19 protein-coding genes are annotated in these 25,732 nt (G+C 57.8%); 12 read left to right on the forward strand and 7 right to left on the reverse strand.

The window, feature by feature from the left end; all coding sequences use genetic code 11:
• Positions 1 to 58: 58 nt before the first annotated feature.
• Positions 59 to 943 (reverse strand): methyltransferase domain-containing protein, encoded by an 885-nt coding sequence (locus H6650_03160; protein ID MCB8950991.1) that lies wholly within the window; start codon positions 941 to 943, stop codon positions 59 to 61.
• A gap of 451 nt (positions 944 to 1,394) precedes the next feature.
• On the opposite strand from H6650_03160, the gene H6650_03165 reads away from it, so the two are divergent.
• The 3 genes from H6650_03165 to H6650_03175 all read left to right on the forward strand — a co-directional run bounded on the left by H6650_03165 (position 1,395) and on the right by H6650_03175 (position 4,009).
• Positions 1,395 to 1,970: a sigma-70 family RNA polymerase sigma factor gene (locus H6650_03165; protein MCB8950992.1), complete on the forward strand. Its 576-nt coding sequence runs from the start codon at positions 1,395 to 1,397 to the stop codon at positions 1,968 to 1,970.
• An 80-nt stretch (positions 1,971 to 2,050) separates the two neighbouring features.
• Complete coding sequence (locus tag H6650_03170; GenBank protein ID MCB8950993.1) at positions 2,051 to 2,611, forward strand: hypothetical protein; 561 nt, start codon at positions 2,051 to 2,053, stop codon at positions 2,609 to 2,611.
• Between the two features lie 309 nt (positions 2,612 to 2,920).
• A complete protein-coding gene (locus tag H6650_03175) occupies positions 2,921 to 4,009 on the forward strand; it encodes a polymer-forming cytoskeletal protein (protein MCB8950994.1) in 1,089 nt (362 codons plus the stop codon).
• Between the two features lie 82 nt (positions 4,010 to 4,091).
• Here the strand turns inward: H6650_03175 and H6650_03180 are convergent, their stop codons facing one another.
• Positions 4,092 to 4,871, reverse strand: a complete 780-nt coding sequence (locus H6650_03180) for a DUF4013 domain-containing protein (protein ID MCB8950995.1) — start codon at positions 4,869 to 4,871, stop codon at positions 4,092 to 4,094.
• 283 nt (positions 4,872 to 5,154) lie between these two features.
• On the opposite strand from H6650_03180, the gene H6650_03185 reads away from it, so the two are divergent.
• The 9 genes from H6650_03185 to H6650_03225 all read left to right on the forward strand — a co-directional run bounded on the left by H6650_03185 (position 5,155) and on the right by H6650_03225 (position 18,495).
• Positions 5,155 to 6,063, forward strand: a complete 909-nt coding sequence (locus H6650_03185) for a glycerophosphodiester phosphodiesterase (protein ID MCB8950996.1) — start codon at positions 5,155 to 5,157, stop codon at positions 6,061 to 6,063.
• A gap of 56 nt (positions 6,064 to 6,119) precedes the next feature.
• Complete coding sequence (locus tag H6650_03190) at positions 6,120 to 7,058, forward strand: methionyl-tRNA formyltransferase (GenBank protein MCB8950997.1); 939 nt, start codon at positions 6,120 to 6,122, stop codon at positions 7,056 to 7,058.
• 4 nt (positions 7,059 to 7,062) lie between these two features.
• Positions 7,063 to 8,148: a ketopantoate reductase family protein gene (locus H6650_03195; GenBank protein ID MCB8950998.1), complete on the forward strand. Its 1,086-nt coding sequence runs from the start codon at positions 7,063 to 7,065 to the stop codon at positions 8,146 to 8,148.
• Positions 8,135 to 8,992 (forward strand): class II aldolase/adducin family protein, encoded by an 858-nt coding sequence (locus H6650_03200; GenBank protein ID MCB8950999.1) that lies wholly within the window; start codon positions 8,135 to 8,137, stop codon positions 8,990 to 8,992. The genes H6650_03195 and H6650_03200 overlap by 14 nt, the downstream gene beginning before the upstream one ends.
• Positions 8,993 to 9,403: 411 nt before the next feature.
• Positions 9,404 to 13,135: a GAF domain-containing protein gene (locus tag H6650_03205; GenBank protein MCB8951000.1), complete on the forward strand. Its 3,732-nt coding sequence runs from the start codon at positions 9,404 to 9,406 to the stop codon at positions 13,133 to 13,135.
• Positions 13,136 to 13,249: 114 nt separating this feature from the next.
• Complete coding sequence (locus tag H6650_03210; protein MCB8951001.1) at positions 13,250 to 15,073, forward strand: GAF domain-containing protein; 1,824 nt, start codon at positions 13,250 to 13,252, stop codon at positions 15,071 to 15,073.
• A gap of 164 nt (positions 15,074 to 15,237) precedes the next feature.
• Positions 15,238 to 17,031 carry an adenine deaminase gene (gene ade, locus H6650_03215; GenBank protein MCB8951002.1) on the forward strand — a complete coding sequence of 598 codons (1,794 nt, stop codon included), beginning with the start codon at positions 15,238 to 15,240 and terminating at the stop codon, positions 17,029 to 17,031.
• A 98-nt stretch (positions 17,032 to 17,129) separates the two neighbouring features.
• Entirely contained in the window at positions 17,130 to 17,489 is a 360-nt protein-coding gene (locus tag H6650_03220; protein ID MCB8951003.1) for a cupin domain-containing protein, read from the forward strand.
• A 43-nt stretch (positions 17,490 to 17,532) separates the two neighbouring features.
• Positions 17,533 to 18,495 carry a hypothetical protein gene (locus tag H6650_03225; GenBank protein ID MCB8951004.1) on the forward strand — a complete coding sequence of 321 codons (963 nt, stop codon included), beginning with the start codon at positions 17,533 to 17,535 and terminating at the stop codon, positions 18,493 to 18,495.
• A gap of 144 nt (positions 18,496 to 18,639) precedes the next feature.
• Here H6650_03225 and H6650_03230 read toward each other — a convergent pair whose 3' ends face one another.
• The 5 genes from H6650_03230 to H6650_03250 all read right to left on the reverse strand — a co-directional run bounded on the left by H6650_03230 (position 18,640) and on the right by H6650_03250 (position 25,664).
• On the reverse strand, positions 18,640 to 18,819 hold the full coding sequence (locus H6650_03230) for a hypothetical protein (GenBank protein MCB8951005.1): 180 nt from the start codon (positions 18,817 to 18,819) through the stop codon (positions 18,640 to 18,642).
• Positions 18,820 to 18,834: 15 nt separating this feature from the next.
• Complete coding sequence (locus tag H6650_03235; GenBank protein ID MCB8951006.1) at positions 18,835 to 19,659, reverse strand: endonuclease; 825 nt, start codon at positions 19,657 to 19,659, stop codon at positions 18,835 to 18,837.
• 13 nt (positions 19,660 to 19,672) lie between these two features.
• Positions 19,673 to 21,043, reverse strand: coding sequence for a DNA methyltransferase (locus tag H6650_03240; GenBank protein ID MCB8951007.1), 1,371 nt, complete (start codon positions 21,041 to 21,043; stop codon positions 19,673 to 19,675).
• A gap of 161 nt (positions 21,044 to 21,204) precedes the next feature.
• Entirely contained in the window at positions 21,205 to 23,988 is a 2,784-nt protein-coding gene (locus H6650_03245; GenBank protein MCB8951008.1) for a transglycosylase domain-containing protein, read from the reverse strand.
• A 404-nt stretch (positions 23,989 to 24,392) separates the two neighbouring features.
• Positions 24,393 to 25,664 carry an NYN domain-containing protein gene (locus H6650_03250; GenBank protein ID MCB8951009.1) on the reverse strand — a complete coding sequence of 424 codons (1,272 nt, stop codon included), beginning with the start codon at positions 25,662 to 25,664 and terminating at the stop codon, positions 24,393 to 24,395.
• Positions 25,665 to 25,732 lie beyond the last annotated feature (68 nt).

Consider the following 25,732-nt stretch of genomic DNA (forward strand, 5'->3'; position numbering starts at 1 on the left):
AGCGCGTGAAATTGGTCCAATCTCCAGAGAACGTTCGTAGTTACCCTGGAAAGCTATTTCAGATTGGCTCATTCCCCGAGAATGAACCAATCTTGGGGGTGTTCTGATACGATGGATCCGGTGTGCCGACGGCGAACACTTCCCTTTCAAAAAACCAGCGGAAAGGCGGCACGTCAAAAGCAAGCCGACGCAGCCCCGCCATCAAAAAATTCTCCTGCCGATTTTGCGGCGGCGAGTCCAGCCAGACACGCGCGCGAAACCCCGCCGCCGTCAGTGCCTGTCGCATACTGCGTATATCTTGTTCGTTAACGTGCACATCCTGATTCACGGGCGTGATCGCTCGCGGATCTTTGGGGTAATTGTGTCCCTGCCCCATTAAGGTGCGTACGGCGCGCACCACGGGATAAGCATATTGGTCATACCACCGGTTAGGCGCGGTGTGGATGATGAAGCGACCTTCTGGTTTCAGCACGCGCCGCACTTCCAACATGGCCGCGTGAAGTTCCCACGGATAGAGATGCTCCACGACGTCGAACATCAACACGCGGTCGAAATAAGCATCGGGAAAGGGGAGTTTCTTGGCATCGGCGCGGCAGACGCTGCTGCGCAAATGAGGCTTGCCCGCGCGCATCAACGACGTTTTCTCATCCAGGATCGCTTGCAGCGTCATGCGCGCCGCCACTTCTGCGTAATCCATTCCGTGCGCTTCTACCCCCATGCGCATACAATGGCGGACAATCTCGCCGCGCCCGCACCCCACATCCAGCAGCTTCATCCCTGGAGTCACTTCCGCTACGGCAAATGCCTCGTCCAGGCGGCGTGAAAGATGCTTCCCCTCCGATTCCAGAAAAACATCGTATCCCTCGCAGGCGGTGAGGAAATACTCTTCCGTGTAGAGTGTGGATGGGAGGGATTTCAGTTGCTGATCGTCTTGTGTCGTCATTGGCGGCATTATAGAACAGCAGAGAATGAGCGTCAAAGAAGTCTGGCTCTTTCGGACTGGCGATGAAATGAGAGGCCGGAACCTGGCGTCTGGGGCGCGGAGGCTTCAGCCGGCACACATTTGGGGATGGATCCGGTTAAGGCATGGACTGCGATCCCCAAATAGGGATTGCGCCAGACTTGAATAAGGCCAATCCAGAAAAATATCGATCCGGAAAAGGCGCGATTTTCTGGATTGACTTGAGGATTTTTCGGTATGGAATAGGATCATTCAAATTCCGACAAAGCCTGAGATGCGAATTGCATCCGATTAGGAAAATCGGCGTACGGATGCGCTCTTGGCTACTCGGCCCGTTGCCTGAGCCTTTAATCCGTTGCCTGAAGTGAAGAAAATCTGGTAGAACTTTTGCTGAATTCCTGCGTATACATGGTAGAACGTCAGGAGAGAATACGTGAACGAGGAACAACTCTGGCTGGAACAAGCCCGTTTGGGTGATAAGGTTGCGTTTGGCAAGCTGGTTGAAGCGTACCAGACACCCGTCTATAACCTGGCCTACCGCATGTTAAATAATGCTGGCGAGGCAGAGGAGGCGGCGCAAGAAGCGTTTATCCGCGCCTATACGCGGCTGGACAGCTACAATCCGGCGCACAAGTTCAGTACGTGGATGTTGTCCATCACGTCGAACTATTGCATTGACTTGATCCGCAAGCGGCGCGCTGTTCTCCTTTCCATTGACGAACCACTGCCTGCTCATCCGGCGCTGCAATCCGATAAGGCGAAGGCCCCGGAAAGGCAAGTGGTGGTTGATGAGCAACAGCAGTTGGTGCAGTCATTGTTAGCGGAACTGCCGGAGGATTACCGGCAAGCGGTCGTTCTCCGCTACTGGTATGAGATGTCTTACGAAGAGATTGCGGAAACGATGCAAACAACGGTCAGCGCCATCAAATCCCGCCTGTTTCGCGCCCGTCGTCAATTGGCGGAAGTTGGCATGGCTATGGGTATGTCGCCGGAAGTGGAGTATGCCTGATGCCGGCACAAAACAACGGTCATCACAATGGTAGTAGCGGAAAGGTGTATTTGAATAAATCGCTTCATGGGAAGACTCTTATGATGAATATGGAAGAGCGGATTTATGAAATGATGATGGATGCGCTCGATGGTCAGCTTGCAGACAACGACAGGCTAGAACTGGAGGCTCACCTGCGCGCGCGTCCTGATCTGGCACGGGAGTGGCGTCTGCTGCAAAGTGTCGATGCGCTGCTGCGGCAAACGCCGCCACTCAGCCCGGCAGCCGGTTTCGCGGAACGAACGCTGGCTCGTCTCCCCCACAGCCGCCAACGCGTTTGGGCGCTGACCACGGCTTACCTGATCTTGTTGGTGGCCGGTCTGCTGCCTTTAGGAGCCATCATCTGGTTTGTGGCGATGTTTGGTGAGGCATTGGTCAGGCCGAGTCTCTGGCGCGGCGTGGCGCAAATGTTGGCGGTGGTTTTGCGGGTAGGGCAGACGGCGCTTGCCGGCATGTGGCAAGTGTTCCTGGCACTAGGCCAGCGAGCCGGCGAACAACCCGGAATGTGGGGCTGGCTGTTTGTGATGGTCGGCATGATAGTTTTGTGGCGCGGCGTGTATCAACAGGTCATGCAGCAGCCACAGACTGATTGGGTTGATTAGGACTGGCGACGAACCCTTCGAGCGTATCCGTCAATTCCCGAGCGAAGCCTTTATTAACGGATGCGCCCTTAGGGGTGACGATGAAATAAAGTACGGAATGGCATCGTCAGTTTGAAGGAACGGGAAGGAAGCAACTTCGTTGTCTTATTTAATTCCGTTCATTAGCAACAGGACACTGGCGTTTTTGGCGTGAAGGCTGCTGTTGGTTCACAGATGGGCTTTGACCCGACCAAAAGCGGCGATTCCGATCACCCTATGTGGATTCCGCCCGACTCGAGTGAGCAAACATCTTGCTCCACGGAGATAACGATGATGAAACGACTAAGCATTGTATTGGTACTTTTGCTCCTGTTGGCCTTGCCAGGACTGGCGCTGGCGGCCCCCACCTTCACGGAAACGGTGATCCCGTCTGATGAGACGGTGAACAAGGACTTGCAGGTGTTTAGCGACAACCTGACGGTAGAGGCCGGGGCCAGGGTGAACGGGAATGTGACTGTTTTGGGTGGCAATGCGGAGATTGCCGGCATCGTCAACGGCGACGTGACCATCATGGGTGGCAACCTGCGTCTGGATGGTCCCGTTAGCGGCGACCTGGCTGTTTTTGGCGGTAATCTGACCATTGGCGCGAATGCCAGCCTCGAAGGCGACTGCGTTTCTTTGGGCGGCAACATCACCACGGAAGAAGGCGCGACCATCAGTTGTGCCGGCACAGCCGACTTTCACCTGCCCTTCCTCAACGGCACGGCCGGCTCCGCCGCTTCGGGAGCGGGTGATGGAACTCACGTGCGCGTGAACCCATCCCACACCGCCGGACGTATCGCCGGCCTCCTCGGGCGCACCCTGTTGATGAGTGGCCTTGCCTGGGTTATCGCTACTGCCTTGGTCTCCCACCTGCAAAACATGAAACGGGTCGCCCAGGAGCGCATGGCGGTCAGCGGCGTCGTCGGGTTGCTCACCACCGCGGCGGTAGCCTCCTTGGGAGCCATCATCGCCATCATCTCCGCGCTGCTGACGCTGGTCTGCATTGGCTTGCTCGGCTTCCCCATTCTGTTCATCATGGCCGGCGTCTTCGCCCTGGCGGGGGCGATTGGCTGGATCGTGATGGGCAGCATTCTCGGTGAACGTCTGCTGCGCAACCGGCCGATGAAGGGAGACAGGCTGGTGAATACGACCGTTGCCGGCACAGCCCTGCTCACATTCGGCCTCGGTGTCTTGCAACTGCTGCCCATCTTCCTTGTCGTGCCCATTCTGGCCGGCGTTACCAGCTTCGTCGTCTTCAGCATCGGCCTGGGCGCAGTCACGTTGACGCTATTTGGCCGCCAGCCCTATCCGGCGGAAACCATCATTGTTGACAATAACAAGATTGACGACGTGCTGACGACGCTGCCGCCTAGCTAAGAACGAGCTGATCTGGCGTAAAACGAAAGGGACACCCACGGGTGTCCCTTTTTTGTATTTCAGGCCCATGGTCGGGTCGAGTCTACATGACTGGCATGGGGGCAGCCTTGCCGTTGAGCTTGTAGGCGATTTGCCCCACAAGCTGCCCGGAGACAATGCGAATCCACACCGGACCCGCCAGGCTGAGGATGAAGGGGCCGCAGATGGTCACCACGGAGATGGAAATAACCAGGCTGCTGATCATGTTGGCAAGGATGACGCCCACGCCGGCCATAAACACGTCGTTGAGATTCTCCCGCAGCAGCGCCCAGACTTCGGCAAAGCGAAAACAGGCGGCGAGTTCTCCGGTGCGGACGTATTGCAGGTTGATGACGGGGCTGAACAGCGCGTAAGCCAGGCCGAGAAGGATGAGAACGCAGGAGAGCAGTATCCAGGTTAGGCCGGCAATGCCCCCCAGTGCCGCGGCGACATCCTGGTTGTTGGCGCTTAGTGCCGGCAATACCGATACGCCCATACCCACGCAAAACAACAGCCAGAGCGGCGCCGAATACACCAGTTTCGCCACGGCTACATTCAGCCCATCGCGTAAAAACTGCCCCCAATCTTCCCAATCAGGCAGCGGTCTTTCCGCGCCGCGCAATACATTGCGCGTAATCGCCACCTCATACCCCAGGAGCAGCAGCATGGGCAAGAACAACAAAAAGGGAGAGAGCAGCACAATCAACCCCCCAATGATCATCTTTGTCGTCCACTGCGGATCTTCTGTAAAATAGGTAAAAGCGTTGCCAATATCCATGTTTCCTCCCGATTGTGCCGGCAGTTTGCCGCGAAAATCCACCAAATGGCGATTCAATGCCGGCATCCTGCGCGTTTCCCATCAATGAAAGCAAGTAACTATTCACCACCATCTTCCCGGAAGCTGTTTTGATGCTCAATGACTCGAACAATGAGACGATTTGCGCCTGAAAGTGAGTTTCCGGGAAGGTTTGTTGGACCATGTCCTAAATGGTCATGAAAACAAAACCACATGCGTGCGAATTGTAAAAGCGGCCATCCGATTCGTCAATGAGGCGCATTGTCCCCCGGCCACCCTTTCCGCTAAAATGGCCCTGACAACCACCCACCTCCCACCCACGAGGCCCCCCATGCGTAATCTAACCGCCATACAACGCTTTGGTCGCATTCTCCTCATACTCATTGTCCTACTCTCCCTCGCCTACCTGGTCGCCCGCGTTCTGGCGCGGTCCGCGCCTGCCCACCCCTGGTTCACCCCGCGCGCGGGCGAACACCATCCGCTCGTCTTTGCCCACCAGGGGGGCGAAAACCTCTGGCCCAGCAACACCATGTTCGCCTTTGACCAAGCCGCCGCCCTGGGCGTGGATGTGCTGGACAGCGACATGCACATGACGCGGGATGGCGTGCTGGTGCTGATGCACGACGAGACGGTAGACCGCACCACCAATGGCACGGGGGCCATCCGCGACATGACGCTGGCGGAGATCGAACAGTTAGACGCAGGCTACAATTTTAGCACGGACGGCGGCCAGACCTTTCCCTATCGCGGACAAGGGCTGACGGTCCCTACGCTGGAGGCGCTGTTTCAGGCGTACCCGCACATGCGCTTTGGCATTGAGATCAAACAGACGGATCCCACGCCGACGGCCCAGCGGTTTTGCGCGCTCATTCGCCAATATGAGATGGAAGACCAGGTGTTGGTGAGCAGCTTCCGCCAGGAGAATATGGACGCATTCCGCGCGACGTGCCCGGAGGTGGCGACCTCCGCGACGGAGGGTGAGGTGCGCTTATTCTACGTGTTGTTTCGCCTGGGATTGAGCGACACGATAACGCCTCCTTATTATTCGTTCCAGGTCCCGGAGCGCAGCGGCAACATTCACATCCTCACGCCCGCGTTTGTGGCCGCGGCGCAGCGGCGCGGGCTGACGGTGCAGCCGTGGACGATCAACGAGGTGGAGGATATGCGACGCATTCTGGCTTTGGCGGTGGACGGGATCAACACAGACAACCCGGACAGGCTGCTGGATTTGTTAAAATAGGGCGGCTATGGTTTTTCCGTTTGCCTGGGGCTGTTGTTCTGCGTTAGAATGCCGGCATGACCACCTACCGCATCCTCTTCATGGGTACGCCCGCCTTCGCCGTGCCCGCCTTGCAAGCCCTTCTTGCTACCCAGCAAGTCGTCGGCGTCGTCACGCAGCCTGACCGCCCTGCCGGACGCGGCCAGCACATGCAACCCTCTCCCGTCAAACAGGCCGCCCTTGCCGCCGATGTGCCCATCTACCAGCCCAAATCGCTGCGCCCCGAAGCGGCGGCTCACCCTCTACGCGACTGGCAGCCGGACGCCATCGTCGTAGCCGCCTTTGGGCAGCTATTGCGCCCCCACGTTCTCGATTTGCCGCCGTTGGGCTGCATCAACGTCCATGCCTCCCTCCTCCCCCGCTGGCGCGGCGCATCGCCCATTCAGCACGCCCTCCTCGCCGGCGACGCGCAGACGGGCGTCAGCCTCATGCGCATGGACGTGGGCCTGGACACGGGACCGGTATACGTGCAGAAGGCCATCCCCATTGCCCCGGACGAGACGGCGGCCACCCTGCACGACCGGTTGGCGGCGTTGGGCGGGCAAATGCTGGCCGACAACCTGGGCGACATCCTCGCCGGGCGGCTGGCGGCCACGCCGCAGCCGGATGCCGGCATTGCCTACGCGCCCATGATCAAGAAAGAAGATGGTCGCCTGGATTGGGCGCAGCCGGCAATCATGCTGGAGCGGCGCGTGCGTGCCATGACGCCGTGGCCGGGGGCGTTCACCACCTGGCGCGGCAAATTGCTGAAGGTGCTGCGCGCCGGCATGGTCAATGCCGCCGATGTGCCTGCCGGCATTCCCGGGCAAGCGCGTTTGATTGACGGAACCATCGTTGTGGGCACGGGCGTGGATGGATTGGCGCTGCATCAGGTGCAGCTTGCCGGCAAACGCCCCGCCGACATGGCTGATTTTTTGCGCGGTCATCCCGATTTTGCCGGCAGTATCCTGGAATGAAGCGATGAAGATTCTCGTTTTTGGCGCGGGCGCCGTGGGAAGCTACCTCGGCGCAAAACTGATGGAAGCCGGCCACGCCGTCACCCTGGTTTGCCGTCCCCTTGCGGCGGAAGCCATCACCCATCATGGCCTGACCATCATGCCCACAAAGGACGCGGAGCGGCCCGTGGCGGTCCATCCTCGCGTAGTCACCTCGCTGCGGCAGGCAATGATGCCCGAACCGCAATACGATCTGGTCATTCCGGCCATGAAGTCATATGACGTGGATACGGCGATCAACGAACTGGCTGCCTTTTATCCACAGGTCCCGTGGCTGCTGACCGTGCAAAATGGCATTGGCCTTGAAGAAAAGTTCATGGGCCAGTTTGGCGCGCAGCGGGTCGTGGCGGGTTCGGTGACAATCCCGCTGAATTTGCAGGCCGCCAACGTGATCAAGCCGGAGCGGAGTGACCGCGGCGTGGCCGTGGCTCCCGTACGGCAGGGGCAGGACGTGCGTCAATGGCGCGACCTGCTACAAACGGCGGGCATCAACTGCGTGCTCACCCCGGATCATCGCACACTGAAGTGGTCCAAGGCGCTGTTGAACATGGTAGGCAATGCTACGGCGGCCATCCTCAACAGGCATCCGCGTATTGTTTATGATTATCGGCCTACTTTCGAGCTGGAAGTGGCGATGCTAAAGGAGGCATTGGCCGTGATGAAGAAGCAGGGGATCAGGTCGATTGATCTGCCTGGCTCGCCTACGCGGAAGTTGGCCTGGGCCGTACGTTATCTGCCCCGTGAACTGCTACAACCGCTGCTGGCGCGGGCGGTTGGTTCCGGGCGGGGGAATAAATTGCCTTCTTTTCAGATTGATTTGAATGCCGGCAAAACCGTCAACGAAGTCCTCTATCACAATGGGGCTGTGGCGCAGGTGGGCAAAACCCTGGGCATTCCCACGCCCGTCAACGCGGCGCTGACGAGCGTGCTGCTGCGGTTGGCGCGGGGCGAGCTGGAGCGGGAAGCGTTCAGCGGTAGCCCTAAGGCGCTGTTGCGCGCGGTGCAGCGGTTCCGCCAGCAGGAGGAAGGGGAAGCAAATGCGCGTGGATGAGGGTGAACTGCGCCAGGAGATTGTGCGCGTCGGTCAGTTGATGTACAGCAAAGGATTAATTGTCGCCGGCGATGGCAACATCTCCGCGCGCGTGGCCCCCAATCGCCTGCTGATTACGCCCTCCGGCCTGCACAAGGGGTTGCTATCACCGGACCAACTTTTGTTAGTGGACGACAGTGGCGCGGTGGTTGGACCGCGCTATGGCGCGGCGCGCGGGTTGCGTCCGACCAGTGAATTGCCAATGCACCTGGAGGCGTACCGCCAGCGCCCGGAGATTGGCGCGGTGGTTCATGCGCATCCGCCCATTTCCGTAGCTTTGTCGATTGCCGGCATTTCCATGACCGACTGTCTTTTGCCCGAAGTGATCGTCTTCCTCGGTCTCATCCCCACCACCGCCTACGCTACTCCTTCCAGCGTGGAAAATGCCCGTGCCATCCGTCGCCTGATCGCCCACCACGACGCTATTATTCTGCAGCGACACGGTTCCCTCACTGTGGGCGACACGCCTTTGCAGGCTTTTATGCGTCTGGAGACCGTAGAACAAAACGCGCGCATTGGCTTCATGCTGGCCCAATTGGGCGTGCGCAACCCTCTGCCCCCCGCCGAAGTGGAGAAACTGCTCGCGCAGCGGCGACAGATGGGTTTGAGTCATCCCGGCGAGGCAGATGCTTTCTGCGCGGTGTGTGGGGTCTGTCATGCCGGCACGGACCATGCCCCCACCATGCGCAGCCAGACCATCGCTTCGTCGCTTACCTCGAACCTGCCCCCGTCTGCGGACGTGGAACAGGTGCGGGCGCTTGTGACCCGCCTGGTGCGTCAAACCGTGGGCGACAGCCTTAGCTGAGACAGCTTTCCTATTAGCGTAATGATGTTTGGCGCATAAACTCTGTATCATTGTATGGATTCGGCGCACGTTCCTCATTCGGCGCACTTTCCTCGCACGGCGCATGTTCCTCGCGCGGCGCGCTTGAATAGTCTTAAGGTTCGTGCAAAATTAACTTCGGACTATCCGACAAGCAAGACCCCCTCTCGCGCATCCGTCATTTCCAATCTTAAATACGGATGCTCCCTGGTGGCTGTCCGTAATTAAATTAGCGGAAATGTGCGGACAGCGGCTATCCATGATAGCGGCTATCCATGATAGCGGCTATCATGATAGTTTGGCAGTAACCGTCCGCAAAAAGCGTGAAGTTATTTTCGGACGGTTACTTAGTTGGTGTTCCCGGACGCCGCGAGACTATTCTCTTGTTCTGATATGGACACAGATAAATTCCCTGTTCTTGTGATTGCGGCGGAGGATGTCGCGGCGGGTGTGGTGGCGGCGCTGCCGGCATCTCGTTGGACCGTAACCGTGGCCGCCGAACCAAACGCGCTTGCCGCCTGGCAAAACGCGCAGGAATATGCCGCCGTCCTCGCCGCCGCCGCCCTTTGGTCGCCCGAGGTCACTGCCTGGCCCGTGCCCGCCGAACAACCACGCAAACCCCTCATCCTCCTGGGCGTCCCCCAGGCGGAACCGCCCCCTATCGAAAGATACGTTCTCACGGCACAAACCCCCCTGATCGCCTCCCTGCCGCCTGATTCCGGCGGCCTGTATCGTGCCGCGCTGCCTCCACTGCTTACCCACCTCGTGGCCTGCTGGCATTTGCTGACACGGCAGGAAACCTTGACGCACGCCCTGCGCCAGGCGCAGACCCAAATTGAAAGCCTGCTGGAAATCACGCGGCAGCGACAGTCGGAAGAACTGACGGTGCTGCACACTATCGCCACCGTTTGCGCCCAGGCTAACGACGAAAACGTCCTGATTGAACAGGTAACGCAAATCATAGGCGACAACTTCTACCCCGACAATTTCGGGTTTATGCTTCTGGACGAAAACGCCAGTTTGCTGCGGACGCATTCCTCCTATCGCCTGAGCGAGGAATATGAACTGAAAACGGTCGCCATCGGGCAGGGCGTTACGGGAACCGTGGCCCTCACGGGAGAATCCCTGCGCCTGGATGACGTGGCGCAATTTCCCAGCTACCTTTGCGGCGATAGACGCACGCGCTCGGAAGTGTGCGTGCCGTTGAAAATCGGGCAGCGGGTGCTGGGCGTGATCAATGCCGAAAGCGCCGCTCTGGGCGCTTTCACCGCTGCTGACGAACGTCTTCTGGCTACCCTGGCCAGCCAGTTCGCCATCGCCATCGAACGGCTGCGCCGCGAAAGCAGCGAAAGGTACCAGACGCAGCAGTTAGCCATTATTTACGAAGTGGGCAAACAGGTCAGCGCAATTCTGGATCAAGGCGAATTGATGAACGAAGTTGCGCGCCTGCTTGCGGAAAGGATGAACTACTACAACGCCGCCATTGCTTTAGTTGAGGGAGACACGCTCTGTTTTCGCGCCGGTTATGGTGGTTATACGGATGATGGTGGCTTCATTTCTGACAATAACCCATTGATTGCGCAGAGCATTTACAATGAAGCGCTGCAAGAGGGGAAGACGCTGCTGATTCAGGATGTGGACACGCTGCCAGATTTTGAGCCTTATTATCGCCTGCCCCACATTCGCGCCGTTTTGGGCGTGCCCCTGCGTGTACAAGGGCAGAGCATTGGCCTGCTCACGGTCAGTAGCAATCAGGCTTACGGCCTCACGCCTGGGGATGCGTCCTTGCTGGAGATTTTGGCGGACCAGGTGGGCGCTGCCATGCGCAATGCCCGGCTTTATGGGGAAACACAGCGGCAAATGCGGGAACTGACGGGACTGTATGAGACGGCGCTGGCGACCGGGGGTGTCCTCAGCCAGGAGGCGCTGTTTTTGCGGCTATATGAACAGGCCAGAGATCTGCTCAGCCCGGATATTTTTCTGGCCGTCGTTTACCTGGAAAACAGCGAGGAGTTGGAGATCATCGTCGCTGTTGAGGAGGGGACGCCTATTGATGAGTGGCAGGGTTGGCGGTTGCCGCTGGCGGCGGGGGGATTGACGGGTTGGATGATGCAGCAGAAGCGACCGCTGCTGGTTGCGGATATGGAAACGGCATTGCTACCACGCGAACCGCGCCGCATTCGGCGCCCCGTGCGCTCCTGGCTGGGCGTCCCGCTGGTTGTGCGTGATTGGGTGATAGGGGCTTTTTCGTTGCAATCATTTCGCCCTAACGCTTTTACGCTGGCGGATCAGCGGTTTGTGGAGTCGATGGCGAACCAGGTGTCAATGGCGCTGCAAAATGCGCGGTTGTTTGAGGAGACGAATCATCGTGCGCGCCAACTGGCGATTCTGAACGGTTTGGCACATGAGACGAGCAGCCTGATGGGGGTTGATGAGATCGCGACATTGGTGACGGGTCGCCTGGTGTATGCGTTTGGGTATTTGATGGCGGCGGTTTATCTGGTCGATGAAGAACGGGGGGATTTGTGTTTGCGCGGGATTGCCGGCATTCACGCGCCCCACCTGCAACCCCTTTCCTTGCACTACCCCATTGCCCCACTTGATGACCTGTCGGACAATCTCAGCCGCGTTTTTCACAGTGGCAATCCCGTTCGCATCAATCAACCCGCGCCTACGCCGGACGGTGGCGGCGCGCAAATCATCCTGCCATTGAAGTCGGGCGACCAGGTCATTGGCGTGCTGCAAATTGACGATTTACAGTCCAATTCTTTTGACGAGAGCGACCTGGCCCTGCTTACGGCCGTCGCCGATCAGTTGGCCGTTGTTATCGAGAAAGCGCGTCTGCTCAGAGAAACCCAGCGACGCGCCAACGAACTAGAAGCCCTGACGCAAATCTCCACCGCCTTGCGCGCCGCGCGCACCGTGGATGAAATTTTGCCCGTGATTGTGTCGCGCTCCATTAGCCTGATCAATGGCTCGCAGAGTTCTATTTATCTCATTGAGCCAGAGACCCATCAATTGGTGCTGCGGGCGCGCCATCCGCAAACCCTCCCCCCGATGGCGCTGCGCCAATCTATTAACCAGGGAATTACGGGATACGTAGCCCGCACGGGCAAGGTGCATATTACGCAAGACTTGCACCGCGATCCTTTGTTGCGCGTGTCCGCGGGAGAGGTGCAGGCGCTGAGTAGTCTGGTAACGATGATCAGCCTGCCATTGCGCGCCGAGGCGGAAATTATCGGCGTAATGCACCTGGGGTTGGAGATGGAGCACACGTTTACGAAGGAAGAACTGCGCATCCTTACGGCCATTGCGGAAATTGCGGGCAGCGCGATCTATCGTGCCGTGGTCATGGAGACGCTGGAGTATTACGTGGCTTTGCGCACGCAGGAGTTGGCGCAGGCGAATGAGCGTCTGCAGGAAATGGACCGTTTGAAGTCGAAATTCGTGGCGGATGTGTCGCACGAACTGCGGACGCCGATTGCCAATTTGCTGCTTTATCTTGATTTGTTGGAGCGTGGCGCAGTGGAAAAACGGGATCGCTACCTTTCTGTTTTGCAGGAAGAGGCGCGGCGATTGACGAAGATTATCGATCCGATTCTCAATTTTTCGCAACTGAACCTGGATGGTGACAGCCTGGACCTGGCTCCGCTCGATCTGAATCCTATTGTGTGGCAGGTTGTGGATCGTTATTTGCCGGCATCGCGGAACAAGGGCCTGACGTTGCGATTTGAGGCGGATGACAATTTGCCGCGCGTGAATGGGAATGTGGAGCGGTTGGTTAGCGTGGTGACGAATCTGGTGGCAAATGCCGTGAATTACTCGTCTCGGGGCCAAATTCAGGTGAAGACGTTTTGCATGGGGGAGTCCCACGTATGCCTGCAAGTGCAGGATGAGGGTGTCGGCATTTCGCCGCATGATCGCCCACACTTGTTCGAGGGGTTTTATCGCGGGGAGCAGGCGAGCCAGTCGAATACGCCTGGTTCCGGGCTGGGGTTGACGATCGTGCGAGAAGTGGTACAACAACACGGGGGATACGTTGAGGTACAGAGTGAACCCGGGCGAGGGGCGCTGTTTCAGGTTGTGTTGCCGGCATTTCAGCAGACGCGGAAAATGCCGGCATAAGGGCGCATTCATTAGCGGGTCCAAAGTCGATTTTTGAACGAAAGTTTGCCGTTCGCCAAAGACCCCATCCTCGTGAATAGCCCCTCATTCCCTTTACCCGGTTCGAGGCAATGTATGACAACGATTGAAAACGCAACACAGAGCCAGGCAGACGAACAAAGCGCCGCGGAACAGCACCTTCTTAGCCGGATATTGCGCCTGCTCAACGCCGCCTCCCACGTACAAGCTGTCTTCCCCCAGATATTTGACCATTTGAGCGCCATTCTGGGCTGCACCGTAGGCTCGCTCGCCCTTATCGATGATGAACAGGGCGTCACCTTCATCACCCACGCTCAGAGCCACGCACAAACACTTGGCGCGCGAATTCTGGCGCGGGATTCGGCGGCCGGGAATGACATTCTCAATGGTCGGATTCATCTCACGCCCGATCTCGCGCGCGAAACGGATTTTGTCGTGGAAGAAGGGCTTTTCGCCGTCGGCATTCGCTCACGCATCAACCTGCCCCTCACCGTAGAGAACCACGTATTGGGATCATTGAACATTGGCTGGGACAGGCTTTACGGCTGGCGAGATGAGCAACTACCACTGCTGCGCCAGGTGGCGGAGATCATGGCTCTGGCGGTCTCAAAAATGCGCTTATATGAAGATGCAATGGGCCGCGCCGGGCAGATGGTTGCCCTGGAAGCCTTTTCTCGCGCCTTGCGCCTGACCCATTCTTTGGCCGAAACCCGCCGTATTGTGCTGAATGAATCAGTTGCTTTCTTCCAGGCGCAGGATGCGGCCATCTTCTATCCCCAAGAAGGGACCCAGACAATGTCTATTGTCGCCGCGCAGGGGGTATTCGAGTTGCTCAAGGATATGCCCATCTACCTGGAGCGTTCCATTTGTGGTCTGGTTTTTCGGACCGGTCAACCCTATCGCACCGGTTTCTTATTGCAAGACCCATTGGCTCAGGCGGATGCGGTGGCGTTGTTGGGTAATGACGAGCGGGCTATGATCTGCGCGCCGCTGCGTATTGAACAAAACATTGTTGGCGTGATGTTAATTGCGCGGTATAGTGATCAACCTTTCTCCGTGGATGATGAAAGATCGCTGATGGCAATGGCCGAAATTGCCGGCAGCGCCCTTCATCGCGCTGCCGTTTTGGATACGTTGGAAGAGCGGGTACGCGCGCGTACACAGGAACTGGCCCAGGCCAACGAACGGCTGCAAGAATTAGACCACATGAAATCCCGGTTCATCCACGATGTCTCCCACGAACTGCGTACGCCCATTTCCAATCTGGGGCTGTACCTGCATTTGTTGGCGGAAGGCGCGCCGGAAAAACGGGCGCATTATGTGTCTGTGCTGCAAAAACAGGTGCTCCGCCTCAGCCAACTGGTGGAAGATGTGTTGCAGATTTCCCGCCTGGATCGGGATAGAGAGATGGCGTTCGACTGGGTCAATTTGCCCGAAATGGCTGATAGAGTTGCGCGACAATTCGAGGAGAAGAATGTCGTTGACGCGCCATTGCGGGTGAAAATCGACGCCACCCCGATCAACGTTTGGGGTAGCGCCAATTTGCTGGCGGAAATGCTCGGCCACCTGATCAACAATGCCATCGCCTACACGCCCCAGGGTGAAATACATGTCCACGCCGGATATGATGCCGGCAGGCAGCAAGCCTTCATCCGGGTCGCCGACACAGGTATGGGCATCCCTCCCGAAGATATGCCCCACCTGTTTCAACGCTTCTACCGTGGGCGGCGCGCCAGCCAATCCCACATTCGCGGTTCTGGCCTGGGGCTGGCTATTGCCAAAGAGATTGTTGATCGTCACCAGGGCAACATTGAGGTAGACAGCCACGTTGACACCGGCTCCACGTTTACCGTTTGGTTGCCCACCACCGCGCGGCAGCAGAACAAGCAACAGCCAACAGTCAACGGTCAACCGAAGTAACGGCTAACCCTCTCGGGGGCTGAGCTTGTCGAGGCCCGTTTTACGGATGGTCACTGACAAGCTACCCATGATAGCCGCTGTCCGCGCATTTCCGCTAACTTAATTGCGGACAGCCACTAACTACCGGCTATTAACCACCAACTGACCACTATCTAGGAGGCTTCATGAATCGAAAAAAATGGCAAGATATCGCCCGCGATCTGGTGGATGTGGCTATGGGGCGCAAGCCTGCTGACATGGTCATCTGCAATGGTCGTTGGGTGAACGTCCACAGCGGTGAAATTATCCCCGGTACGGATGTCGCCATTTCCGGCGGGCGTATCGCCTACGTCGGACCTGCCGCCGATCACGCCATCGGCCCGCACACGCGCGTCATTGCCGCGCATGGGCGGTATCTCGTCCCCGGCCTGTGCGACGCGCACATGCACGTGGAAAGTGGCATGGTGACGGTAACGGAGTTTGCCCGCGCCGTTATCCCCCACGGCACGACCAGCATGTTTATTGACCCGCACGAGATCGCCAATGTTCTTGGCCTTCCCGGCGTACGCCTGATGCACGATGAAGCGGCCTCTTTGCCCATCAACGTTTATGTGCAGATGCCCAGTTGCGTGCCCAGTGCGCCTGGCCTGGAGACACCAGGGGCAAGCATTGGCCCGGCGGAGGTGGCGGAAGCGATGTCCTGGCCGGGGATTATTGGCCTGGGGGAGATGATGAATTTCCCCGGCGTTTTTCTGAGTGATGAGAAGATGCATGCGGAGATGGCGGCGACGATGAATGCCGGCAAAGTCATTGGCGGCCACTATGCATCACTCGACCTCGGCCTTCCCTTCCATGGCTACGTCGCCGGTGGCCCCGCCGACGACCACGAAGGTACGCGCCTGGAAGATGGCATCGCCCGCGTGCGCCAGGGCATGAAAGCCATGCTCCGGCTCGGCTCCGCCTGGTACGACGTCGCCAGCCAGGTCAAAGCCATCACCGAAATGGGGCTAGACAGTCGCAACTTCATCCTCTGCACCGACGACAGCCATTCGGGCACACTCGTCCACGAAGGGCACATGAACCGCGTCGTGCGTCACGCCATTGCCCAGGGATTGCGCCCCATCACCGCCATCCAGATGGCGACGCTCAACACTGCGCTCCATTTTGGCGTGGAGAAGGACATCGGCAGTATCACGCCGGGGCGCTACGCGGACATCGTCATCAGCAGCGACCTGGCCACCCTGCCCATCGAAATCGTCATCAGCAACGGCGTCGTCATCGCCGAAAATGGCCGCCTGACCGCCGAGCTGCCTCCCTACAACTATCCCGCCTTTGCCAAAGGGACGGTGAAGTTGGGCAAGACATTGACCGCCGCCGATTTTGACGTGCCCGCGCCCGCGGATGCCGCGACAGTGATGGTGCGCACCATTGGCGTGGTCGAAAATCAGGCCCCCACACGCGCCTTGCAGCATACCTTGCCCGTTTCATCAGGCCTGATCCAGATGGACGCCGCGCAGGATGTGTGCCAGATTGCCCTGGTGGAGCGCCACCGCGCCACGGGTGGCGTCACCAATGGCTTTGTCCACGGTTTTCGTTTCAACGTGCCCTGCGCCGTCGCCACCACTGTGGCCCACGACAGCCACCATATGATCGTCGTGGGCACGGATAAGGCGGACATGGCCCGCGCCGCCAATCGCCTTGGTGAGGTGGGGGGCGGGGTGGTGGTTTACCGGGAGGGAGCGGAAATCGCCCTGGTCGAGCTGCCCATTGCCGGGCTGATGTCGGATGAACGAGCGGAAATCGTCGCGGACAAGGCGGCGGGAATGGTGCGCGCCATGCAGGACTGTGGCTGCGATGTCCATAACGCCTACATGCAGTTGAGCCTGTTGGCGCTGGTCGTCATCCCCGAACTGCGCATCTCAGACCTGGGGCTGGTGGATGTAACCCAATTCGCCTTTACGCCCCTGGTCGTCGCCTGAACCGTTTTGAAGTCATGCCAGGAACGAAGTTCCTCTGAGGAACTTCGTTCCTAAACTGCCCATACAGGTAGTTGTTACTCTATCCAAAGGCCATTGCCATGAACAAAGTCAACCTGGCGCAAAAATTCACGCTCTTTGATGATTATTGGCATCCCAGAATCGTAGGAGAGTTAAACGAGAGTTATGTCAAAATCGCCCGATTGTGGGGACCGTTTGTCTGGCATCAGCATGAGCAGGAAGATGAGTTGTTCCTGGTGTTGAAAGGGCGACTGCTGCTGCGCTTCCGCGACAGTGAAGTCTGGTTGGAGCCGGGAGAGTTTTGCATTGTGCCTCGTGGCGTGGAGCATTTGCCCGTGGCGGAGGAGGAGGTACACGTCTTGTTGCTGGAACCGAAAACGACGTTGAACACGGGCAGCATCCAGAACGAACGCACTGTTGCTGAATTATCGTGGTTGTAGTTGCCGGCATTTCCCCACACTGATTGGCACGATGAAAACGGGTATGCGTTGGCGTGCATGGTTGCGCGGCGGGGGCGGGATGCTACTCTGGTTGTTGTTGGCTGCCTGCCGCGCGCCTGCTACCAATTTACCCACCCCCGCCGCTCTGGTGGACGTGGTCACGGCAACGTCCGTGCCGTTGGCGACGGAGACGGTTCCCGCGACGTGGACGCCCGACCCGCTGCATCTGGAAATCGCGCCTACGGGAGGGCCGCTCCCCAGCCGCACGCCACGCGCGACAGCCACGCCGTGGCCCACGCGTACCATCACGCCATCACCGACGCCACCGCCCACGGCCACCAATCCGTCGCAACCAACACCGGTTCCCCCGCCGCCGACGTCCGCGCCCCCCTCGCCGACGCCGCCCGTGATCGCCGCCGCGCCCAATTTGCTACCGAACGGCTCTTTTGAGGCAGGCTGGTACAATCACAATGGCATTCCTGAGCTGCAAGTACCGGACCAGTGGCGACTGGAATGGGAGGCGGGGGCCAATCCACTGGACCCGGACCCGTGGAATGCGTATGTGCGTCCAGAATCAAGGGTGTTGTCGCGCGCGTTTTTGCCGGCATTTGAACACCCCCTCTTCATCTGGGACGGCAACCAAACCGTCAAAATCTTCAAGGAACACGGCGCCATCAGCTTTCGCCTGCTCACCACCGTTGACCTGGCTCCCGGCCAATACGAACTAGAGATCAACGTTTTCCCCGACCTGATCGTGGATTACACCCCCGCGGGCGGCAAAATCTGGGCACCCGATCCCCTGTCAGGTGAAGTACAACTCCTGGCGGATGGCCGGACCGATGGCTGGCGGCTGCCCCTCTTCGGCCAGAAAAACACCTTCACCTACCGTTTCAGCATCACCGAAGCGCACCCCGTCACCGTCGGCGCGGCCATTCGCGGGCGCTGGGCCGTGCCCAACAACGGCTGGTTCCTCGACGACTGGAAGCTCCGGCGCGTCGGGGAATGACCGGATGCGTTGCCGCAACATGCCCCGTGGCCTCATCTTTCAGGCATTTTCTCAGGGTTCGCGCAAAATGAACTTTGGGTTATCCGGTAAGTAAAAACCCTTTCAGCGCATCCGTCAATTCAAATCTTGTTGACGGATGTGCCCTCAGGTGGCTAAAACCACTTGAAATGAATACTCAACCAGGTCAAATTCCCCTGTGTTTTCTTGCGCCAGCTTTGTTTCGATTTCCTCAAACCGTAACCCCGGTTTCTTCTTCCCGGACGAAAGCACACGCAAAGCCCCGTAACCGGGTTGTTCGGTGTTCGCAACATTGCCCACGCTCAAGGGTAGTCTGCCTTGTTAGACTGATCCATCCACAAGGTAGCGGCCTTCTTGTTCTTTAAGCCCCATCAGTTCCTCGTCAGCTATCCGGGAACGGTTTACAAGTTGATAATGCTTTTCATCAACCGTATTTGGCATCAGGACGTCGTTTTCTTCACGGATTGTCAACTCCAATAGAGCAACATTATTCTCGTCCATAAATTGCAGGGCAATGGGTCGGCAAATTGCCGCGGGATACCGTTCCTTACACAGCGCCATGTCTTGCATAACTTGGGCAATACCAAATCTGTCGCCAGGCGACTTTGCCTGACAAGGTAGCACAAAATGGGTTCCTCGTTTGTTCATACCCACATAGATTTCATCCACTTCCACCTGCCCGATGTAGGAGACCGTTGTGCGTAGATGATTTTGAATAGAGTAGCACGTTAATCCGGTAAAAAGGTCAACCAGGCGGTTGTATCGGGCACGTGTCAACAACGCTTGTTCATCGGTCCCCGGAGCATATTGTCGTACGATTTCTGGTGTTGCGTCAGGCAGCTTGATCGGATAGTAGTGCGCACCAGGCTCAATTTTCCCTGGGCTTGCCAGGCGAAAAGCGTATTCACCCACGCCCATCCCCACGATTATCCACTCCGCGCCAGCCGGTGCTGTGGATTGAATTGTTTCTGGCAAGTCGCGGCGAAACCGGAATGCGTACGGAATATCACCAAGGTTTTTAATGCGGGCAAATCCCAATGCCGTTGAAGCGCGGGCTAATTCGTCTCGATTAAAGGGCACGAGGACACGATGCGGTGTGTAGTTTCTTGAGAAAATCCACTCAATGATTTGCTCGTATTTGCTCATAATGAAATTCCGATCAACTATGTTTTGATTCTCCCGTCCAATGTAAAACGACAACCTCCTCGCGCAATTCAGTTTGCGTAGCAGTGGCAAATCTTGTTCTGAAAAGATCTATTCGTTCTACTTCATAGCCAATTTCGCACGCAATCTCTGCAAGGAGTTCACCGGTTCTGATCATGACTCTCAGATAAGATGCCTGGTCTCCTACGACATAAGCTAATCTGGCATTGGGCTTAAGCACTTTGGTTAGTTTCGAAAGATGTTTTGCCATACCACCAAAGTACAATCTGGCAACGCGCGCATAGAGTCTCTCAAAACCCGATGTCTTACCAAGTTCAATTCTTCGATTTTCGATTTCTTCCGCAATAGCCTGAATCCTACGATTCTTCTTTATCCACTCATCATCATTATCATACTTGTACACACCGCGCGTATTTGACCTGAGAAGTCGTTTCTTGTGAGTTCGTAGTTGTGCCATGTCCGTGAAAAACCCAAGCAAGACGGATTCAAGGCGTGTGGTACGAGTATAATCCTTTTCATTGGGATAAGGTGGCGACGTAATAACGGCGTCAATGGAATTTGGAGGGATAAGATCGCTTACCTGGCGAGCGTCCCCAAGATGAACTTGGGCTGTAGGGAAATCCGCACCCTCTATATGGCGCAAGTCGCGCAGCATTTTTTGCATTTCATGTTGCCAGACAGCGACCACGGGTATATCGGACTTGATTTTGCCCACGCCTACTTCTGGACCAAACCTGAGATTGCCAATGGTCGTTGTTAGTGCATTGCCTAATGCCAGTAATCCATATTGATAAGCGGGTGATTGACGATGTGTATTCAATTTGTCTAGCAGCGTCAAGGTTTTATGTAACGGAAGGGGACTTATCGAATTCTTGATAATGGCCCGCATCGCCTGAGGTTTCAATGTGGAGAGGGTCGCGGCTGGATCACACGTCAATTCCCTGTCATCTATTCCTTCCTGCAAAAGCGTGGTATAGGTCTCTGCTGCGATTTCCTCTACAAATGATTCAAGATATTGGGGATTGATGTTCCAGTTGGTCTTGACGCAGGACGCAAAATGGGCAAAGGGGTTTGCCTCAATGCCAATTGAAGGAATCTGGTTTAATTTCGCTTCTACAAGGGTTGTCCCGGTCCCACAGAACGGGTCCAGGACAATACTTCCCGCTTGTAGGTCAAAATCACGAAGATAATCCCGAACAAGATGTGGCGGGAAGGAGAGAACAAAACGATACCAATCATGAAATGGTTTATCAATTGTTTGTAGTACATTATCATGATTAGTAATAGCGTCAGCGTTAACGAGTTTGCCTATTTCAGGCGACCATTCCAGTAAAGGGAGGGGCTGCTGCTCGTAATGAAATGCCATAAGCCATTATCTCCTTGCTAGAAGTCTGTTCTCTGCTTTTTCTTCCAGGTGCGATATGTTCACAGACAGCATTTTTACGAAGCGGATTATACCATAGGCCAGTTCATTTGTTCGACTTTCCGTTATCCGTGTTTTACATCGACAATTCCCGTGGCTTCGAATCAAGGGCGGACGATGGTGATGGGGACGGTGTAGGGTTCGCCGACGTAGTTGCCGTCCCAGAGGATGACGATCAGGCGGATTTCGGTTGGGCCTGCCGGCAATCCATCCGCGTGCAAACTCTCCAGAACCCCGTTGACGACCGGCGTGTTGTGCGTGTCACCCAGCGTAATCCAGTTGTCGCCCAGGCGCACCTCCACTTTGTAAAACTGCACCACGCCCGGATCGAAGTCCGCCGTGCCCATGATGGGCAGGATGCCGCTGACTTCATCGCCGGCCCTGGGGCTGGTGATGCGCCAGACGGCGGGGGCGTTGGGATCGCGGGCCTGGGCGAGTAATTCGTCGGTGCAGGGGGCTGCCGGCATAACAACCACCCCATTTGCTTCTGCCCACGCATACGCGCCTTTCAGACTTTCCGGGTTGCGCGGGGCGGTGAGGAATACCTGCGGCAGTGCGTTGGGGGGCAGCAGGGCTACTTCTACGCCCGGCGCGAACTGGCAAAATGGCTGCGGTGGCAATGCGTCCTGGTCGTCTGTGGTTGCCGTGGTGATGATGTTGGGGGGGAGGGGGATTGCCGGCATTCGCCACACCCCCGGCTCTAACATTTCCCATACCACCCGCTCGTCCGCGGGATCTTGCGTCGCGGTCGGCGTGGGCGTGGGGGCATCGACGTCTGGTTGCAAGAACCATTCGTTGCCGGCATAAACACAATCCCCTGCCCCCGGCGTCACCGACGACAGCGCGCACAATGGTTTCTGCGCCAACCCCGCCGGCTGCACAAACGCCGTCGGCGGCTGCGCCCCGCCGCCCGCCAGCCGCGCCACCAGATCGAAGTCCGCGTACACCGCTTGCATATACGCCGACCACAGCGGCGCGGCTCCCGTGAGGCCGCTCACGTTGATCATTTCGCTGTTGTCCGTGTTCCCCGTCCACACGCCAACTGCCAGCCCCGGCGTGTAGCCGACGGTCCAGTTGTCGCGGAAATCGTTGGTGGTGCCTGTTTTGGCGGCGGCGGGGAAGGGGAGAGCGAGGGGATTGTTACGCCCCATTGCCGGCACGCGCGCCGCGTCATCGTCCAGGATATTACTGATCAAGTAAGCCACGCGCGGATCCAGCACCTGTTCCGGTTCGGGAGATTGGACCTCATACAGCACCGTGCCATCCGTCTTGCTCACGCGCAAAATGCTCACCGGGGGAATGCGGAACCCACCGTTGGCAAAGACAGCGTAAGCGGCGGTCAGTTCCAGCGGCGTCACTTCCCCGCCACCCAGCGTGAGCGCCAGGCCATACCGACTAGGGTCGGCGTCGAAACTGCTGACGCCCATTTGCCGCGCCAGCTCCAGAAAGCGGGAAATGCCAATATCTTGCAGCAGCAGCACAGCGGGCACATTGTAGCTGTTCGCCAGCGCCTCCCGCAGCCGCACCGGGCCGTGGAAGCGGCCATCGTAGTTGACGGGACTATAGGTGCTGCCGTCGAACTGTGGATAGGAGACGGGCACATCCCACAGCAGGTCTGCGGCTGTCCAGGTGGGCGTGCCCGTGTTCGGGTCGGGAGACAGGGCGGCGGCGTAGGTAATGGGCTTGATGGCGCTGCCGGGCTGTTGTGGCGAAAGGGCCACGTTGACGTTGCCGTCAATCGTTTCGTCCTTGTAATCCACGCTGCCTAACATCGCCAGAATTTCCCCCGTGCCCGGTTTGAGGGCGACCAGGGCCGCGTTGGTGAGATGGTGGTCCGCTGCTAGTGCGGCCACATGCTGCCGCGCCAGCAGTTCCGCCAGCCGCTGGTAATCCAGGTCAAGGGTGGTGGTCACTTGTAGGCCGCCGTTGGCCACCACGTCCGCGCCGAACTGCGCCTCCAACTGCTGCCGCACGTAGACGGCAAAATGGGGCGCGACCAGGCTGACCTCTTGTGGCGCAAAGGTGAGGGGTTCCAGGTAGGCGGCGTTGGCCTCTTCCTGGCTGATTTTGTCGTCGCGCACCATCTGGCTGAGGACGAGCCACTGCCGTTCTTTGGCCGCGTCCGGGTTGGTGAGGGGGTCGAGTTCGATGGGGCTTTGCGGTAGTCCGGCGAGGAGGGCGGCCTGTGCCAGGTCGAGGTCGCGGGCGGGTATCTCGAAGTAGGTTTGCGCGGCGGCTTCAATGCCGTAGGCCAGGTTGCCGTAATATATTTCGTTCAAATACAGTTCCAGAATTTCATCCTTGCTGTATTTGCGGTTCATGATCCAGGCGAGAATGATCTCTTTTGTTTTGCGGTTGTAGCTGACGGCGGTGCGTTCGTCGTAGTCGAAGGCGACGTGGCGCACAAGCTGCTGCGTGATGGTGCTGCCGCCGATGGGGCGACCTTCGGGGTGGCGCAGGTTGGCGATGATGGCGGCGACGAGGGAGGGGGCGTCGAGGCCGTTGTTTTCGTAGAAGGAGTCATCTTCGATGGCGATGGTGGCGTCAATGAGGTTTTGGGGTATCTGGCTGAGGGGGATTTGGGTGCGGTTGCCTTCGCCAAAGAATTCCCACAGGAGTTGGCCGTTGCGGTCAAAGATGCGGGTGGTTTCGAAGGTGTCGCGGGTGCGGGCGGCGTCGAGGGCGGCGATGCCTTGTTCGATGTCCTGGTTGAGTTGGTTGTAGACGAGGGTTCCGCCGATGAGGATGCCGGCAAAAACCAACAGCCCCACACCCAATAACCCCACCAGCAGCAGCCGGCTAAAACACCCTCCCAGGCAGCCACGCCGCCGCGGCTGCCGCGTTTCGCGTACATATTGCACAGGCTGGGTCGGATCATCGTAGTACATGGAAACTCCTTTGGGGAAAGTTGGCGGTTGGTCGTTGGCCGTTCGCGGTTTGGATAACGGGATAGCTTGTCAGTAACCGTCCGTGAAAAGTGTGAAGTTGTTTTCGGACGGTTACTAAGCCAGAGTGGACCAATTTTCTTTGGTGAAATTGGTCCACTCTAGAGAGCGTTAGTGGTTACGATGGTTGACTGTTAACCGTTGGCTGGGGCAATTCCCAAAACTGCTCCGGTCTAGGCGTATAACGCCGCTATGGGGGCTGCCGTTCCCTGAGTTTCCTGTCGCCTTCCCTACGCACTGCCTACGCGCGCATGACGGGTGGGAAGCAAAAAGCACGGCGTACAGACCAGGCCGGGCGGCCGGTGTGTACGCCGTGCTTATGTGGATGAATGATACGCGATGCGCGCCTAATCGGTCGGTTCGGGGCGCAGCTCCTCTATTTCGTTGGTCACGTCCGCCAGTAGCTCGGGATTGACTTCGCCCAGGTGGTCCGATAGTTGCTGCCACTTCTGGCGCAGTTCCTGGTCTTCGTGATCGAGGGCTTTGATGCCAATTTCTGCCGGCATCAACATCCGTCCCTGATACCCTGTTGGCATCCGCATACCCATTTCCCGAAACGCGCTGCCCCAGTAATACGTCAGCATCGGATTGATCAGCCCTTCCACGCGATTCTGCACATTCCCCGTCGCCTTCAACAAGGCAAAGAACGCCAGATAATAGTCACGCGCGCCTTCAAAATCCTTCCGGTTCAGCATCTGCCCGGCCTTCACCGAAGCATAGGAAGCCATCAGCCAGCGCAGTTCCGTCAACTCCGATTCCGTGTGTTCTTCGTGGATCGCTTCCCACATCACGCGCGTCGCCTGCAAGAACTTTCGTACCGAGCGACCGAACCGCTGAATCTTGCGCGCTTCCATCGCTTCCGTTGCCAGTTTCTGCGCACCCATAGGGGAAATGGGCACATTCGGGGGGAGTTCTTGCCTGACGATGTCTTCCCAAATGGGTCGCAACGCCTCCGCGTCGTTCAAAGGCAGCGTCACCAACTCCGTAATGATTTCCCCGTCTCCGCCTTCATCATCGTAATCGGAAGACGATAGATACGTGCGCGCCTCTTCGACGTCTTCTTCACGGTCATCGCGCGTATGTGCGCCATTTCCGGGCGGGGAATAGGGGCGATAGCTTTCCGCACGGCGCGGGCGCAGGTTCAGCACCTGATTCAGATACACAAACTCATCACAGGCGCGCACAAACAGGCGGTGCGAGCGGTCGCCGTGCGGGCCGATGCCCAGCACTCTTTTGCCGTACTTGTGTAGCTTGCTGGCCAGGGGACCAAAGTCACTATCCCCCGACACAATCACGAAAGTCGTGATATGCGGGTGCAGCAGCGCCACTTCCAACGCATCGAGAGCCAGGCGAATGTCGGCGCGATTTTTACCCTGCCCCACGCTATAGACCTGAACCAGGTCAATGGCGTTCAGCGTCATGTCGTACCGATACTCATCAAAGTTCTTCCAGTTGGCATACGCCTGCTTGATGGCGATTTGACCACGGCGAGACAAATAGCGGAGCAGATCACTGACATAGAAAGATAACGATTCGTCGTTTGCCCAAATAGCCAGGTTTTCGAAGTCAATAAAGACGGCTAACTGTGGTAACGGGTATTGGGGTATTTCTAGTTGCATGATGTTTCTAAATCCTCAAGAGAACGATGGTCGGCGGCGGCCGATCATGAGCGCAGCCGTCGCCGGAC

It is taken from the genome of Ardenticatenales bacterium (assembly GCA_020634515.1).
Classification (GTDB): Bacteria; Chloroflexota; Anaerolineae; order Promineifilales; family Promineifilaceae; genus JAGVTM01.